We start from the raw sequence: 15401 nt of genomic DNA on the forward strand, positions 1-15401 counted from the left end.
CTCAGGATGTGAGAGAAGGATCCCGGGAAGCCGTCGGGATGTGAGAGAGGGTTCCCGGGAAGCCGTCAGGATGTGAGAGAGGGTTCCCGGGAAGCCGTCAGGATGTGAGACAGGGCTACAGGGCAGTGAACCGCAGCAAAAGCGCGTGCTCGGGGTTCAACACGGGCATGGGAAGCCCCACCTCGCCCAGGAAGCGTCCCGTTGCCACAGCACCATCGGCCAGCCAAGCGACCGGCTGAGCCTCGATGAACGTGTGCGCGTAGTCGGCGTCCGCCGGTGTGGGGAAGATCGCTTCCACACGATAGGAACGGGAGGCTTCCAACCCCGGAATGGCTACGCGTCCGGGTTGCTCGGCGAAGCCAGTCCGCGTCTTGACCACCGCGAACAGGGCCGCCGTGGCACCCACGGCAGTGCCGTCGTCGTGCATGGCATGGTCAGCAACAACACCGTGCAGCATCAGCGACTCGTCCGCCAGATCTGCGCGCACCATCCGCCCGGTGTGGATCAACCCGCGGTGTTCCTTGTACAGGGTGATGAAGCGCTTCAGTTCCTCGCGCTCGGCCCCTTGGACTTCGCGGATGTCCCATTCCATGCCGAAATGTCCAAAGAGTGCCGTGATGGCTCGGAACGACAAGTCATGCGTCCGCGCCGTGGTGTGCGAGGTGGTGGGCCCGATGTGCCCGCCCACCAGCTCAGGGGGAACCACCATGCCGGTCCAGCGCTGGATGGTTTGTCGTTCCAGGGCGTCATTGCAGTCCGAGGCCCAGATCCGGTCCGTGCGTTCCAGGATCCCAAGGTCCACTCGGGCGCCGCCGGAGGAGCAACTCTCGATCTCGACACCCGGGTGCGCTGCACGGAGGGCATCGAAGAGTCGGTAAGCGGCAAGGGTTTGTTCATGCACGGACGAACGGCCCGCATGGCCGTGCTCCACGAGGTCCCGGTTTTGGTCCCACTTGAGGTAGCTGATGTTGTTTTCCCGCAGCAGGCCGTCAATACGGTCAAAAATGTACTGCCACGCCTCGGGGTTCACGAGGTCAATGATGTGCTGGTGCCGCCATTCGAGCGGCAGCCGGCCACCGTCCTTGAAGGACAGGGCAGATGGTCCGACGATCCACTCAGGGTGGGCACGGGCGATGTCCGAATCAAGGTTCACCATCTCCGGTTCTACCCAGAGGCCAAACTCCATCCCGCGTGAAGTCACTGCATCAATCAGGGGCGTCAGGCCTGAAGGCCAGATGGTTTCATCGACGTACCAGTCACCCAGCCCGGCGTGGTCGTCCCGGCGTCCGCGGAACCAGCCGTCGTCGAGCACAAACCGCTCAACGCCAAGGTCCGCGGCGGACTCGGCCAGCTCAATCAAGGTCTCCAGGTTGTGATCGAAGTACACCGCTTCCCAGGTGTTGAGGACAACTGGCCGTGGTTTCCCAGCGACATCCACGTGGTGTGGGCGGGACCGGAACCAGCCGTAAAAGGCTTCGCTGATACCGTCCAAACCTTGGTCGGAGTAGGCGCCATACAACGCCGGTGTGGTGTAGCTTTCGCCGGATTGCAGCACTACCTCGGAGGGGCCCAGCAGTTCCGAACCGCCGATCATTGTGCGGCCATCGGCCACGTTGTCAGCAAATAGCTCGTGGTTTCCACTCCACGCCAAGTGTGTGGCCCAGACTTTGCCGTGCCGGTTTCCGAAGCCTGCGGTTCCGGCTGCAAGCAGCAACGAGGAATCGTGTCCAGTACGGCCGTGGCGGCCAGTGCGGACCCAGGTTCCTTGCTGGATGGCCCTGCGTTGCGGGTGCCGTTCGCGGCACCAACGGCCAGTAAGGTCCAAAAGCTCGACGGCGTCCGGCGCCACCGGGAGTATCGTCGCCAATTCGTCCACCTGGAAAGGCGACGTGCCGTCGTTGGTGACTGTGTGCCGCAGTTCCAAAAGCCCAGCCGGGTGCAAGGTGAGGTTGCTCGTGACCGTGATGCCGGCGTCGGGATCTGATTGAACGATCACCGCTGAGGACCCGACGGCGCTGCTGCCGTCCGTGGTCGCGCTCACTACCCGCAGGCGTACAGAGAAGTCATGCCCGGGAATGCCATCCGTGAACCGGTGTCCGCGCAACCCCGTCCGGCCCTGCCACGAGGAGGAGGCCTGAGGGAGGAGCCCAGCCGGTACGTTGGCATCGATCGAGGAAGGCGGGATGGGCTCATTGAGGATGGAAAGGTCCGGAAGGGCTTCGCCCAGGTCTGCTCCCCAGTGGGATATTTCGGCCTCTCCTCGGTGAGTGCTGATCACCAGGCTGGTACTGGCGGAACGGAGATGGAGCGGTTGCATGGGTATGAGTCGCTTTCAAAGATGGTGTGTGGACTTGTGAGGCCTGCTCTGCGGCGTTCGCGAAGGAAATGACGCGCAGAGCAGGCCCCACAACGGGAGGTTTTACTTGAAGAGGGCGTTGACCTGGTTGTTGGTTTCAGTCAATGACGACGCAGGCTTCTTGCCGGAGAGCACGGCATCCATGGCCGGCTTCATGATGCCGTCCACCTTTGCGGCTTTGTCCGCGATCGGGAACAGGAACGTGGTGCCTTCCTTCACGTGCGTTGTGAAGGCGGAAACGTCGGTGCCCTTGTCTGCGAAGGCCTTGGCGGCTATATCAGACGAGCTGCTGATGGCCGGGAAGACTACGGCCTTGCTGGCCACGACGTCCTGGCAAGCAGTAGAGCCGAGGTACTCCACCCACTTCACGCTGGCGGCAGGGTTCTTGGTGCCCGCCCAAATGGAGTCAGCCAAACCATTGAACATGCTGGCACGCTGACCGCTGGGGCCCTTGGGCGTCGGCGCAAAGGCGGTCTCGATACCCTTATACGTCTTGTACTGGCCGATCAACCAGTCACCGTTGGTGTTGATCGCGGCCTTTCCTGCACCGAAGCTGTCCGGCATGCTGGCTCCAACAGTGGTCTCAAGCTTGGGCATGTAGCCCTTGTCCACCAGGCCGGCCCACCAGGCGATGGTTTCCTGGAAGCGGGGATCGTCGTAGTTGAACTTGCTGCCCCAAGGGTTCTTGTCCGTGGAAGTCCAGCCGGTGGTCGCCGTGAGGAAGCTCCACTCCGTCTGGCCTTGGCCCGCGCCGCTGCCGGTCAAGCCCAATCCGTAGGTGGCTACATTGTTCTTGTCGAAACCGGCTTCATCCCCGCGCTTGCCGTTCTTGTCCACGGTCAGGTGCGCGATCGTCTTTTCGTAGCTGCCGCCATCCTTGGGGTTCCAGTCAAGGTTGGCCATCTGCTCCGCGCTGATCCCCGCGGCGTCAGTCATTGCCTTGTTGTAGAAGAGGCCTACGGTGTCCCAGTCCTTCGGCAGGCCATAGCGCTTGCCGTCCTGGCCCACCCAAAGCTCCGGGAGGCCCTTGGTGTAGGCATCCAGCTTGATTCCGTCTTTTGCCACAGCGTCATCGAGCGGCAGAAGCTGCTTCTTTGCGGCGTACTCCGGGTACTTGGAGAGGTGATCCGTGAAAACGTCCGGTGCTGTTCCTGCGACGAAACCGTTGGTCAGCGTGGTCCAGTAGTCGTCCCAACCGCGCTGGGTGATCTTGACCTTGATATCCGGGTTGGCCTTGGTGAAATCGTCAGCGCACTGTTGGTAGGCGGGGAGCTGGTTGGCGTCCCAGAGCCAGTAGTTGATTTCTCCCTTGGCCTCGGTGGAAGCAGGGGCGGAGCCACCACAGGCGGACATTGTCAGGGCGATGGCGGCGGCAGCAGCGGCGACGCCGAGGGTTTTCTTCATGACGAACCTTTCGTTGGGGAGTGCGGGTTACTTGATTCCGGAGAATCCGATGGAGTTGACGACCTTCTTGCCGAAGGCGATGAACAGAAGGAAGATGGGCAGCGCTGCCACGAGAGTTCCGGCCATGAGCCCGGACCAGTCGAGGGCGCCTTGCGGGGACTGCGACTTGAAGACACTGAGCCCTACAGTGAGTACCCGGACGTTCTCGTCCTGGCCCACCAGCAGCGGCCAGAAGTATTCGTTCCACTGGCCGATGAAGGTCAGCAGCGCCAGAGTGGCGATGGGGGCGGCGGCGTTGGGAAGCACAATCTGGAAGAAGATGCGCAGGTGCTTGGCGCCGTCGAGCATTGCCGCTTCCTCAACCTCGCGGGACATGCTGAGGAAGAACTGGCGCAGGAAGAAGATGGCGAACGGGGTCATGAACAGGAACGGCAGGGACATCCCGGCCATGGTGTTGAGCAGGCCGAGGTTCTTGATCATGAGGAAGTTGGGCAGCGCCGTGAAGATCGGCGGGACCATCATGGTGGTCAGGAACACGGCGAACACTTTGTTCCGGCCAGGCCAGCGCAATCGGGCGAAGGCGTAAGCGGCCATGGCGCTGAAGAACACCTGGCCAGCTGTTGTGACCGTGGCGAAGATGATGGAGTTTCGCAGGTAGAGCCAGAAGTTGATGGCGGCACCGGAGCCGCCGTCGGCGATGGCTTCTTCGGTGGTCTGCAGCCCGAGGACGCGCTTGAAGGCGCCCCAGCTGAAGTCGGCCGGCAAGAGGTTTCCGGCGTTGGAAGCCAACGCGCTGTTGCTGGAAAGCGCCGTCCGCAGCATCCAGAGGAACGGGGCAATAGTCACGGCGACGGCGACGGCGACCAGCACCCAGGCGCCAACCCGGCGCCAATTGATGGGCTTCTTTGGGGACGAGGCGGTGTTCTGGCCGGAGGCATTCTTGCGGGGCAGGTCTTTGCCGGGCAGGTCTTTGTCAGGCAGGGTTGAAGTAGTCATGGCGGCTCTCCTTATTCCAAATCCGGCTTAGTCCAGGTCCGATTCGTTGCCCTTGAGGAACTTCATTTGCACGAAGGCCACCAGGGCGAGAATGACGAACAGGATCACGGACAATGCGGAGGCGTAGCCGAAATCGGATTCGCCGAATGCTTTTTGGTAGATGTACATCTGGATCACGCGCGAGGCGTTGACGGGTCCACCGTTCGTTGTGACCGCAACGGTGTCAAAGACCTGGAAGGAACCGATCACGGTGACCACCAGCACGAGTACCAGCACTGGGCGGAGCAGCGGCATGGTGACGCTCCAGAACGTCCGGGCCGGGGAGGCGCCGTCGAGGTTTGCTACCTCATACAGGTGGTTCGGGATGGACTGGAGGCCGGCGAAGATCAGGAGGGCCGTGTAGCCCATGTGGCGCCACACGTTCACGAAAGCGATGGTGGGAATCGCCCATTGCTCACTGCCGAAGAAGGCGACGCGGGGGAGGCCCACCCAGCTCATGACTTCGTTGACGATGCCCAGCTGGTAGTCCAGCATCCAGAACCACAATAGGGCGACGATGACATTGGCCACCAGGAAGGGCAGCAGGAGTGCGCCTCGGATGAACGTGGATTTGGCCACCCGGTGCATCAGGAGTGCGAGTCCCAGCGCGATCACGGTCTGGAAGCCGATGTTCAGGACAACGTACTGGATTGTCACTCCCATGGCGTTCCAGAACAGTTCATCGCCGAATATTGCCGTGTAGTTCCCCAGCCCAATCCAGGTGGGTTCGCCGAGGATGCTGTACTCAGTGAAGCTGAGGTAGATGCCGCGAATTGTGGGGATCAGAAAGAACGCCACGAAGCCGATAACGGGGGAAAGATGAAGAAGAGTGCGATCCTCAGGTCACCGAGGCGGCTAGTCATGCTGCGTTTGGCAGGTTGCAGCTTGCGGGGTTGCCGGCCTAGGAGGTTCCTGGCAGACCGCCGTGAGGCGTTGCCCGGTTGCTTGGTTAGCGTGGTCATCGTCGACCCTTTCCTGACTGTGATATGGGTAACAACTGGACTAGAATCTACACGAGTAGATCTCAACGATGCAAGCTTTTTGGGAATATTTGTTCGTTTCTGTCCAATTTGTTGACTCGTGTAGATCGTAGTGAAAGACTCAAGCGAGCCCACTGAGGGGCCACTACAACTGCTGCCGAGCCAGCTTCAGGGAAGGCAAACGATGACGTTTTCGATCGGTGTTCTAGGTGTCGGGCAGTTCGGCAGCCAGTTCGCGCACCTCTTCAAGCTCCACCCCGGTGTCAGTGCCGTCTACGTGGTGGATGAGCTACCCGAGCGGGCCGCAGCGGCCCAGGAACGTTGGGGTCTTGATGGTGTGCTGGGAAGTTTTGAGGAACTCCTGGAGTCCGACGTCGATGCTGTCGCCATCTTCACGCAACGGTGGACTCACGGACCCCTCGTCGAGCGGGCGCTTCGTGCGGGCAAGCACGTGTATTCAGCCGTTCCGATGGCGATCTCCGAAGCGGAAATCGAAGGGATCATCCAGGCCGTGCGCGAAACCAAGCTTGTTTACGCCATGGGGGAGACCAGCTACTACAACCCCGCAACAGTCTTCGCCCGGCAACAGCATGCGGCCGGGAAGTTCGGCCGGATCTTCTACACCGAAGGCGATTACGTCCACGACATGGACCTGGGCTTCTACGAGGCCTACCAGTACAGCGGTGGCGAACGGTGGAAGGAAACTGCCAGCTATCCGCCCATGCTGTATCCCACCCACGCTATCGGTGGCGTCCTCGGCGCAGTGCCTGCCCACGCAGTCAGCGTCAGTTGCATTGGCGTCAAGGACGATCGCGGAGATGGCGTCTTCGATAAAGACGTCAGTATGTTCGCCAATGATTTCTCGAATGCTACGGCCTTGTTCGAAATGAACGACGGCGGTGCGATGCGCACCAATGAGATGCGCCGCGTGGGCTATCCCTCGCATCTGCGCGAATCCCGCTTCCGCTTCTTTGGCACAGAAGCCAGTTTCGAGCAGCTGGCAACCACCACCGTGTGGCAGGACAAAACTAAGGTGGAGGACGTCTCGGAACAAGTGGAGACGAAGCCGACGATGTCAGCCGACGACCCGTCTTTGGCTGACGTGGCGCCGGAGCTCCGGGATGCCTTCATTTCCGGGCTGGCGCCGGTCCACGATCAATCACGGCTTCCCGAGGAATTCCTCGGAGCGCCCAACGGACACGAAGGCAGCCACCAATTCCTTGTGGATGACTTTGTCACTGCGGTCAACAACCGAACCCTGCCGCCCGTCAATGCCTGGGTTGCAGCCCGCTTCACCTTGCCAGGAATCGTAGCCCACGAATCTGCCCTCCGCGGTGGCGAACGCCTTCCCATCCGGGACTTCGGCGACGCTCCCTCCTTGTAGCTAGCATTTACGTCATGACAACTTCGGCAGTACAAACCCCGCGCGGACCGGTTACACGCAAGGACGTGGCCCGGTACGCCGGGGCGAGTACCGCCGTCGTGAGTTATGTTGTGAACGGCGGGCCCAAGAACGTGGCCCCGGCGACGGAAGCCAAAGTGCGCGACGCCATCCGCATCCTCGGCTACCGTCCCAACGCTGCGGCCCGGGCCCTGAAGCTCGGCTCAAGCGAAACCGTGGGCGTGATTGTTCCGGACAATACCAATCCCTTTTTCTCGCAGCTCGCCCACGCTGTTGAAGATGCTGCGGCAGAACTGGGCTACGGCATGGTCCTCACCAACTCGGGCGGCAGCTTGGCCAAAGAGCGGCAAAACATCCGCAACCTTGCCGCACGGCAAGTGGACGGAGTGTTCCTGGCCAGCTGTGTGTTCGATCCCGATCTGACCGACCTTGAAGCCTCGGAAATCCCGTCGGTGTTGCTGAACAATGCCGGCTCGCCGCCAGGGTTCACCAGCGTAGGTGTGGACCTTGAAGCAGGCGCCCGGGCCGCCGTCGAGCACCTCATAGGCCATGGCCACACAAACATTGGCCTCGCCATAGGAACCAATACAGGTAACCAGCTCGATGGACGTGAAGTGGGTTGGCTTCGAACGTTGCGCGAAGCAGGACTGCCGGATGGCCCGATGCTTCATGGCGAGTTCAGCAGGCCGGGAGGTTACGAGGTAGGCAAGCGTTTCCTCGCCATGGCCAGCCGCCCCACTGCAATCTTCGCCAGCAACGACATGCAGGCTATCGGAATCCTCCGCGCCCTCCACGAGGCGGGGCTGAACGTTCCCGACGACATGGCCGTGGTGTCCTTCGACGGTTCCCTCGATTCCGAATACAGTTGGCCGGCATTGACCACCGTGGCGCAACCTGTGGAGGAGATGGCTGAAGCGGCTGTTCGGGCACTCGTGGGGGAGGGCCGGGGCGAGGCACTGCAGCACAGAATCCTGCCCACGGAGTTGATCGTGCGCCAGTCGTGCGGCTGCAAGTGACCTTTCCAACGTTCTCTCACGTCCTGCCGCTTTGGTGCCGACGTTCTCTCACATCCTCCATCGATGTGAGAGAAGATCCTGCAAAAAGGGCGCCGATGTGAGAGAGCGTCCGGGGGCTACGAGTCCATGCTGGCGTAACGCTCGGGCCGGGCGAGTACCTGGCTGATCTGGGCCGTGCCCGCCGCCAGGGCGAGCCGGACCAACAGGAAACCGGCAGCAAAAACTCCCCCGACGGTCAGGAACACCACGGGCCGGGTTAACAAGGCGGGCCCCACCAGCGGCAGAACCAACGCTGCTGCAGCGGCCGCAGAGATGCCTGCCACCAGGAGCAACGGCGACATCACTGCCTTGACCCGCGCAGCCACCATAAGTTTCTGCGGCATCCCTACCCGGTCCAGTGCCACCAGGGTCGAAGCACGGTCGAGCACGGCAGCGGCTTGGTTGACGCCGGCGGAACAAGCCACCATCAGGAACGAGCCCAGCAGGGTGATCATCACGCCGGTGTTGATATCGCGCACCAGCAGCGTGGTTTCATCCGACGCGCTGCCGCCCATCGTGTCCGCCACCGCCATGCCGACGCCCACGAACACTCCCACAAAACTGGTCATCGCGACGCCCCCAACTTGTCGCCACGATTCCTTGGGACTTTCCAGGACTGTCCGCGCGGCGAGCAGTTGCTCGGGCCGCTTTGCCCTCTTGAGCTGCGATGACGCCTGAAGCCGCAGGACCCACGGCCCCATCAGGTTCAGTGCAAGCAGCGCCAGTCCGAAGCAGCCGCCCATCACGGCGATAATCACCATAAACGCGCCGAAGCTGCTGAGCATGCCCATGGCCACCACTCCGAAGACCACCACCACAGCCGCAATGAGACCGCGAACCCAGTGGGCGCCGTCGGCGGTTTGCCTGGTCCGCACGCCCAGCGGCGTCACTACCACCTTGCGGAGGCCAAGCGCAGCACTCGCTGCGGCAAGGACGCAGACAACGAGGATGCATCCGAGAATTGACGGCACGGACAACCAGGCATGGCCGCTTATCGCCTGTCCCCGGAACTGGATCAATCCCAGAAAAGGCGCCGCGCAGGCATACAGGCCGGCACCGGCTACCGCCCCGATTGCCGCCAGGAGTGTTGACTCTATGACCGTCATCCACACGACCGTGGCACTACTGGCACCCAAGAGGCGAAGGGACGCCAAGCGGTCATCACGACGGCGGGCGGCAAGTCGCGCTGCCGAGGCACCGAGCGTCAACAAGGGAATAACGAGCAAAACCATGGCGACGACGGCCAGCGCCTGGTAGGTGCCTGCGATGTCATCAGACCAGGACCAAAAGACTTGTGAGCCGCCAGCAACCGTCAACAGGAGTGCTGTGACCGTGCCGAACGCGAGAATCGGCAACCCGGCGTCGCGCAGTTTGGTTTGCTGCAACCCGGTTTGGCGAAGGCTGCTGCTTCGGGAGAGGTACGGGGTGAGGCGAAGTGCAAGGGCAAGGCTAGACATTGAATGCACCCTTGAAGTCAGTGGCTGCAGGAGCCGGCTGGCTGGGAGAGGGAACTGCGCGGCCAGTGTCCGCCACGATTCGGCCGTCACGCAGCTCCACGACGCGTTGGCAGCGTGCCGCCACGTTGGGATCGTGCGTGACCACCAGCAGTGTTCGACCATTAGCTGCGACGGAGTGAAGCAACACGTCCAGGACTTCATTTGAGGTAGCGGAGTCCAGGGCACCTGTGGGTTCGTCGGCAAAGACGATGCGCGCCCCGGTGACCTGGGCCCGGGCGATGGCCACCCGCTGGACCTGCCCGCCCGACAATTCACCGAGCTTGCGCTGTTCCATGCCAGCCAGGCCAAGGGCCGCCAACCACTCGGCGGCACGGGCCTCGGAGGTGGTCCGATCGGTGCCGTTCAGCAACAGCGCCAAGGCCACGTTCTCAAGGGCAGTCAGTTCCGGCAGCAGCATGCCCTGCTGGAAGACGAAGCCGAATTCCTCCCGGCGGAGACGGGAAAGCGCCCCATCTCCGAGGGAATCCAACCGGATCGGACCGGCCGCCGAGCTCAAGGTGACCGTACCGGCGTCGGGCCTCAAAATCCCGGCGAGGCAGTGCAGCAGGGTGGTCTTACCGGAACCCGATGGCCCGATGATGGCAATGGATTCGCCCGGATTTGCGGCGAAGTCCACGTGATCCAGCGCGACGCTGCCGGGGTAGTGCTTGGTGAGTTGCTGGGCATGGAGGATGGCGTTCATGGATCCAGCTTCACTCCCGGACCCATGCCGAGGCGTCAGTCCGGCGACTGAACTCCGCGGACCGGCCTCCACCCGCGGTATGAGAGCCTACTTGGGCTGGACGTCCGCGATTCTCAGCTTCGCAACATTCTCGGCGAGCACGCGGCGCGCATCCTCGCCCAGGTTCGAATCGGTGATGAGCTCGTCGGCTTCTTCCAACTGGGCAATGGAGGCTATGCCCACTACACCCCATTTGCTGTAGTCGGCCAGAACCACAGTGCTGCGGGCCGAGGCCATGAACGCCCGGTCCGTTTCGGCCTCGAGCAGGTTGGGAGTGGTGAAACCTGCCTGTGCGTCCATGCCGTGGACACCCAGGAACAGGACATCCAGATGAAGCTGCTTGAGCGAGGATGTCGCAATCGGCCCCACCAGCGCGTCCGACGGTGTGCGCTCGCCACCAATCAGGATCACGGTGGAGCCGAACCGGGCCGGCCCTGACGAAGACCCGTGATGGAAGAGGTCGGCAATCCGCACGGAGTTGGTCACCACGGTGATTCGGGGACCGTGGACGAGCTCCTGTGCCAGCGCCCACGTGGTGGTTCCTGCGCTGAGCCCGATCGCCATGCCTTCGTGGACAAGCGAGGCCGCCTCGACCGCAATGGCATGCTTTTCCACGGTCAGCTGTGTGGATTTGAGTTCAAAGCCGGGCTCGTGGGTGCTGGCATCGCCGGGAAGTTTGGCCCCACCGTGGATGCGTTCCACCCGGCCGGTTTCTTCCAGGGCTTCGATATCGCGCCGGACGGTCATGGGGGAGACGCCCAGCAACTGGGCGAGGTCCGATACCCGTACAACGCGCTCGCGCTGGACGGCATCGATGATGGCGGAGTGGCGTGCTGCCTGAAGCATCAAGGCCTTTCTGGAGAGCCTCATCAAACATGAGGCTGATTCTGGCTCCAGTCTAGGACGCGGCGCTGCTGCCGGGTGGCAAATGGAGTCGCGGCTTCGTCACGATCCTTTTGAACGCACGACGGCGCCGCTCACCTTGGGAGGGGAGCGGCGCCGTCGTGAATGCTATTTCCTGAGGGATTCGGCGATTTGTTGCATGATGGCGGGGTCGGCGAGGGTGGTGGCGTCACCGGTGTCGCGGCCTTCTGCAATGTCTTTGAGGAGGCGGCGGACGATTTTGCCGGAGCGCGTCTTGGGCAGTTCCGGAACGATGAGCAGTTGCTTGGGCTTGGCGATCGGGCCGATTTCCTTGCCCACGTGGTTGCGGAGTTCCAAGATGGTTTCGTCGCCGTTGTTCACGGCGTCACCGCGGAGGATGACGAACGCGACCACGGCCTGTCCGGTGGTCTCGTCAGCGGCGCCAACCACGGCCGCTTCGGCCACGGAGGGGTGGGAGACGAGGGCGGATTCGATTTCGGTGGTGGAAAGGCGGTGGCCGGAGACGTTCATGACGTCGTCCACGCGGCCCAGGAGCCAGACGTCGCCGTCTTCGTCTTTTTTGGCGCCGTCCCCGGCGAAGTACATGGATTCGAAGCGGGACCAGTAGGTGTCCTTGAACCGTTCCGGGTCTCCCCAGATACCGCGCAGCATGGAGGGCCAGGGTTCGCGGACCACGAGGTAGCCGCCTTCGCCGTTGGCGACGGACTGGCCGTTCTCGTCCACGACGTCCACGGCGATGCCCGGCAGCGGTACCTGCGCCGAGCCTGGTTTGGTGGCGGTCACGCCGGGCAGGGGTGCGATCATCTGCGCGCCCGTTTCGGTCTGCCACCAGGTGTCCACGATCGGGGCGGGGTGTTCCTTGCGTTCGCCGTTCTTGCCGGCGTTACCGCCGATGACTTCGCGGTACCACATCCACGCTTCGGGGTTGATGGGTTCGCCCACGGAGCCCAGGACGCGGATGGAGGACAGATCGTATTTGCCCGGGATTTCCCGTCCCCATTTCATGAAGGTGCGGATCGCCGTGGGGGCGGTGTAGAGGATGGAGACCTTGTACTTTTCCACCAGTTCCCACCAGCGGCCCTGGTGCGGGGAATCCGGGGTGCCCTCATACATGACCTGGCTGGCGCCGTTGATCAGCGGGGCGTAGGCGACGTAGGAGTGGCCGGTGACCCATCCGACGTCGGCGGTGCACCAGTAGACGTCCGTTTCCGGGTGAAGGTCAAAGACCACCTTGTGCGTGTACGCGGTCTGCGCGAGGTACCCGCCGGTGGTGTGCAGGATGCCCTTGGGCTTGCCCGTGGTCCCGGAGGTGTACAGGATGAACAGCGGATGCTCGGAATCATGCCCGACGGCGGTGTGCTCGGTTGAGGCCTTATCTACGGTGTCGGACCACCAGAGGTCGCGTCCTTCTACCCAGTTGACGTCCTCGCCGTTGCGCTTGACCACGACGACGTTCTGTACGGTGTGGCCTTCTTTGCTGAGGGCTTCATCCACGGCGGGCTTCAGGGCGCTGGGCTTGCCCCGGCGGTAGGTGCCGTCCGCGGTGACCACGAGCTTTGCTTCGGCGTCCTCGATGCGGGAACGGAGCGCGTCGGCGGAGAAGCCGCCGAACACCACGGAGTGCACAGCCCCGATCCGAGCGCAGGCGAGGAGCGTGATGACGGCTTCGGGGATCATCGGCAAATAGACGGCCACGCGGTCGCCCTTGGCAACGCCCAGGGCTTCGAATGCGTTCGCGGCCTTCTTGACCTCCTCGGTCAGCTGCGCGTAGGTGTATGTGCGGGTGTCGCCGGGCTCGCCTTCGAAGTAGATGGCCACCCGGTCTCCCAGGCCGTTCTCCACATGGCGGTCCAGCGCGTTGTACGCGGCGTTGACTTCGCCGCCAACGAACCACTTGGCGAACGGCGGGTCTGACCAATCCAGGGCTTGCGTGAAGTCTTTGTCCCAGCTCAACAACTCGCGGGCCTGCTTGGCCCAAAACGCGGGACGGTCCGCTTCGGCCTCTTTATACTCATCGGCGGTAGCCACGGCATTCGCAGCAAACTCAGGTGATGGCGGGAACTTACGGTTCTCGTGGAGCAAATTCTCGAGAGCCTCGACGTGCGGTGCCGGACCGTTCTGCGGCGTCGACGCTGCAGCGGTGGTCGTGGATCCGGTGGTGTCCTGGGACATGGTGAACCTCATCATTCATCGATCTTTGCTGCGCGGACGCCGCCCGCCGAGTCCGCACTCCAGCCGTGAGCCGTTGTAGTGCGTCCCGCGGAGGATCCGCAGAGTGTTGTCCGCCTCCAACATTATCGCCTTGGGAGGTCCTACGTGTGCGTGGTCACAAATGGGTCAGCGAGCGGTACGGATTCGGCGACGAATGGCTGTTTACGTTGTCAGGAAGCGTTTACATGACGACAGTTGGCAGTGCTTGACTGTAAGGAACCTTGGAGTTTCCTGTGGACGGAGCAGCGTAGCCGATTTCAGCTAGAAGAGTGTCAGTGGGGTGGCATAGGCTGAATAAGTCTTGGGACGCATCGTCAGGTGTGTCCGGTTTTCCGCGGAAACCTGCGGAAAATACCGGTCCGGACTGTCCAAGACGCCGCCGTACGAAGGAGAAACAGATGAACCAGCTGAGCCCAGGCCCGCACGACTCACACCCGACGGGACCGGACACCGCGGCTGGAAAGGCGAACGACGCCGGTACCGCCACAGCTGCGAAGTCGGCCTCAGGCGAACCCACCAAATACGAGGCAGTTGCCGGCCCTTTCACCATTCGTGACCTCACGGTTTTCGGTTCTGTACTCCTGATGTTCATCGCGTCGCTGCTGCCCATGTTCCGTGGCCTTTACAACCTTTGGAACGTGGACAACCTTTTCTTCCTTCTCTTGGGAATCATCCTGCCGGTGGTGGTTGTGGCGCTTTTCGTCGCCCGCCGGCTGCAGCCCGGGACCATTGTCCGCGTCGGCTCGCTGTCGATTGACCAGTTCGCTTCCGTGACCGCTGCATTTGCGGTACCGCTGTTCTTCCTGACGATCGCCGATTCCTTCAACGGCAGTGTCCTGTTGGGCCTGGTGGGTTCCTTGGGCTTGCTGGCGGCCACCGTTCTGGCCCCGCATCTGCCCTTCCTGTCGGCCGATTTCAAGGGCCGCGCTGAAACGCCGGCCCACATTGTTGCCCGCCAGGCCGCGGTTCCCACCCGTAAACCTGCTGCCCCGAAGCCTCCCAAGGAACCCAAAACGCCGAAGCCAGCCAGCGGACCCTCGACGCCGGGCTTCCAAGCAACGGGGTATCAGGCACAGAGTGCAGGTTCGGCCGGTGCCCATCCATATGCTCCGCCAGCCGGCGCGAGCCCCTACGCTCCGCCAGCCACGTCCGGCCCCGTTGCTCCGGCCCCAACTGCTGGGCCCGCCGTCGTGCATTCGGCTGATTCCACGCCTCCTGCGGAATCTCAAGCTGCCGCCCCCTCCGCGGCCCCCTCGCCCGCCGCTGCGGCTCCAACCACCGCGGCCTCGGCTGCGTCCGGATCGCCCGCTCAGGCTTCGCCGGCAGAGCCTTCGCCAGCAGAGCCTTCACCGGCCGAGCCTGACGTTGTCTTTGACAACCCGGGAGAACCGCAGTCGCCGACGCAGGCACCGGCTACTACCCAGCATGCCCAGCAGCCGGCCGCCCAACAGCCCGCCGCCGCACAGCCCGCAGCCCAGCAACCAGCCGCACAGCCCGCAGCCCAGCAGCCCGCCGATGAGCGCGGATGGGCCGCCACCATGGCCACGCCCATCGTGTCCGCCGATACCCGTTCCGTGAGCGACTCCATTGGTGCAACTGTGGATCCGTCCAGCCGGTCTGATGATTCTCCCGCTTATGAAGCCTTCTGGTTTGCCGTAGCCCAGCCCCGAACTGCCTATGACGAGCGGACAGGTGCTCCGGCTTTCACCATTGAGCCGGGCGGTTGGGTTCTGGCGCTCGAGGACCGTGGCGACGAATTCCTGGTTCAGGACACCGATGGCAAAGTTGGGGTCCTGCGGGAGCTCAGCAATATCGAACGCGGCTGAGCAGGACGC

General features: G+C 62.9%; 10 protein-coding genes and 1 pseudogene. 3 read left to right on the forward strand and 8 right to left on the reverse strand.

From position 1 onward, the window contains the following. Positions 1–115 precede the first annotated feature (115 nt). From ACTAQJ_RS20965 to ACTAQJ_RS20980, 4 genes and pseudogenes are all read right to left on the reverse strand, one after another. Positions 116–2317, reverse strand: a complete 2202-nt coding sequence (locus ACTAQJ_RS20965; protein ID WP_498699109.1) for an alpha-galactosidase — start codon at positions 2315–2317, stop codon at positions 116–118. 102 nt (positions 2318–2419) lie between these two features. Beyond that, positions 2420–3760 carry an ABC transporter substrate-binding protein gene (locus ACTAQJ_RS20970; RefSeq protein ID WP_498699111.1) on the reverse strand — a complete coding sequence of 447 codons (1341 nt, stop codon included), beginning with the start codon at positions 3758–3760 and terminating at the stop codon, positions 2420–2422. A 27-nt stretch (positions 3761–3787) separates the two neighbouring features. Further along, on the reverse strand, positions 3788–4756 hold the full coding sequence (locus ACTAQJ_RS20975; RefSeq protein WP_498699112.1) for a carbohydrate ABC transporter permease: 969 nt from the start codon (positions 4754–4756) through the stop codon (positions 3788–3790). Between the two features lie 27 nt (positions 4757–4783). Next, positions 4784–5757 (reverse strand): annotated as a pseudogene (locus ACTAQJ_RS20980) (carbohydrate ABC transporter permease). Between the two features lie 202 nt (positions 5758–5959). Here ACTAQJ_RS20980 and ACTAQJ_RS20985 point away from each other — a divergent pair. After that, entirely contained in the window at positions 5960–7159 is a 1200-nt protein-coding gene (locus ACTAQJ_RS20985) for a Gfo/Idh/MocA family protein (RefSeq protein ID WP_498699114.1), read from the forward strand. A 14-nt stretch (positions 7160–7173) separates the two neighbouring features. After that, positions 7174–8193 carry a LacI family DNA-binding transcriptional regulator gene (locus ACTAQJ_RS20990; protein WP_498699115.1) on the forward strand — a complete coding sequence of 340 codons (1020 nt, stop codon included), beginning with the start codon at positions 7174–7176 and terminating at the stop codon, positions 8191–8193. 116 nt (positions 8194–8309) lie between these two features. Here the strand turns inward: ACTAQJ_RS20990 and ACTAQJ_RS20995 are convergent, their stop codons facing one another. From ACTAQJ_RS20995 to acs, 4 genes are all read right to left on the reverse strand, one after another. Next, positions 8310–9689 carry an FtsX-like permease family protein gene (locus ACTAQJ_RS20995; protein ID WP_498699117.1) on the reverse strand — a complete coding sequence of 460 codons (1380 nt, stop codon included), beginning with the start codon at positions 9687–9689 and terminating at the stop codon, positions 8310–8312. After that, a complete protein-coding gene (locus ACTAQJ_RS21000) occupies positions 9682–10431 on the reverse strand; it encodes an ABC transporter ATP-binding protein (protein WP_498699118.1) in 750 nt (249 codons plus the stop codon). Before ACTAQJ_RS21000 ends, ACTAQJ_RS20995 begins: the two co-directional genes overlap by 8 nt. Positions 10432–10518: 87 nt before the next feature. Further along, positions 10519–11316 (reverse strand): DeoR/GlpR family DNA-binding transcription regulator, encoded by a 798-nt coding sequence (locus ACTAQJ_RS21005; protein WP_498702235.1) that lies wholly within the window; start codon positions 11314–11316, stop codon positions 10519–10521. A 165-nt stretch (positions 11317–11481) separates the two neighbouring features. After that, entirely contained in the window at positions 11482–13527 is a 2046-nt protein-coding gene (gene acs / locus ACTAQJ_RS21010; protein WP_498702236.1) for an acetate--CoA ligase, read from the reverse strand. Between the two features lie 437 nt (positions 13528–13964). Between acs and ACTAQJ_RS21015 the strand changes: the two genes are divergently transcribed. Continuing rightward, complete coding sequence (locus tag ACTAQJ_RS21015) at positions 13965–15392, forward strand: hypothetical protein (protein ID WP_498699120.1); 1428 nt, start codon at positions 13965–13967, stop codon at positions 15390–15392. The last annotated feature ends 9 nt before the right edge of the window (positions 15393–15401 follow it).

This window comes from Arthrobacter sp. alpha11c (assembly GCF_054149985.1).

Excerpts from the sequence above, each read along its gene's own strand:
- ACTAQJ_RS21000 (WP_498699118.1), bottom strand. The coding sequence starts at position 10,431 with ATGAACGCCATCCTCCATGCCCAGCAACTCACCAAGCACTACCCCGGC.
- ACTAQJ_RS20990 (WP_498699115.1), top strand. The coding sequence starts at position 7,174 with ATGACAACTTCGGCAGTACAAACCCCGCGCGGACCGGTTACACGCAAG.
- ACTAQJ_RS21005 (WP_498702235.1), bottom strand. The coding sequence starts at position 11,316 with ATGCTTCAGGCAGCACGCCACTCCGCCATCATCGATGCCGTCCAGCGC.
- acs (WP_498702236.1), bottom strand. The coding sequence starts at position 13,527 with ATGTCCCAGGACACCACCGGATCCACGACCACCGCTGCAGCGTCGACG.
- ACTAQJ_RS20965 (WP_498699109.1), bottom strand. The coding sequence starts at position 2,317 with ATGCAACCGCTCCATCTCCGTTCCGCCAGTACCAGCCTGGTGATCAGC.
- ACTAQJ_RS20985 (WP_498699114.1), top strand. The coding sequence starts at position 5,960 with ATGACGTTTTCGATCGGTGTTCTAGGTGTCGGGCAGTTCGGCAGCCAG.
- ACTAQJ_RS20970 (WP_498699111.1), bottom strand. The coding sequence starts at position 3,760 with ATGAAGAAAACCCTCGGCGTCGCCGCTGCTGCCGCCGCCATCGCCCTG.
- ACTAQJ_RS20995 (WP_498699117.1), bottom strand. The coding sequence starts at position 9,689 with ATGTCTAGCCTTGCCCTTGCACTTCGCCTCACCCCGTACCTCTCCCGA.
- ACTAQJ_RS20975 (WP_498699112.1), bottom strand. The coding sequence starts at position 4,756 with ATGACTACTTCAACCCTGCCTGACAAAGACCTGCCCGGCAAAGACCTG.
- ACTAQJ_RS21015 (WP_498699120.1), top strand. The coding sequence starts at position 13,965 with ATGAACCAGCTGAGCCCAGGCCCGCACGACTCACACCCGACGGGACCG.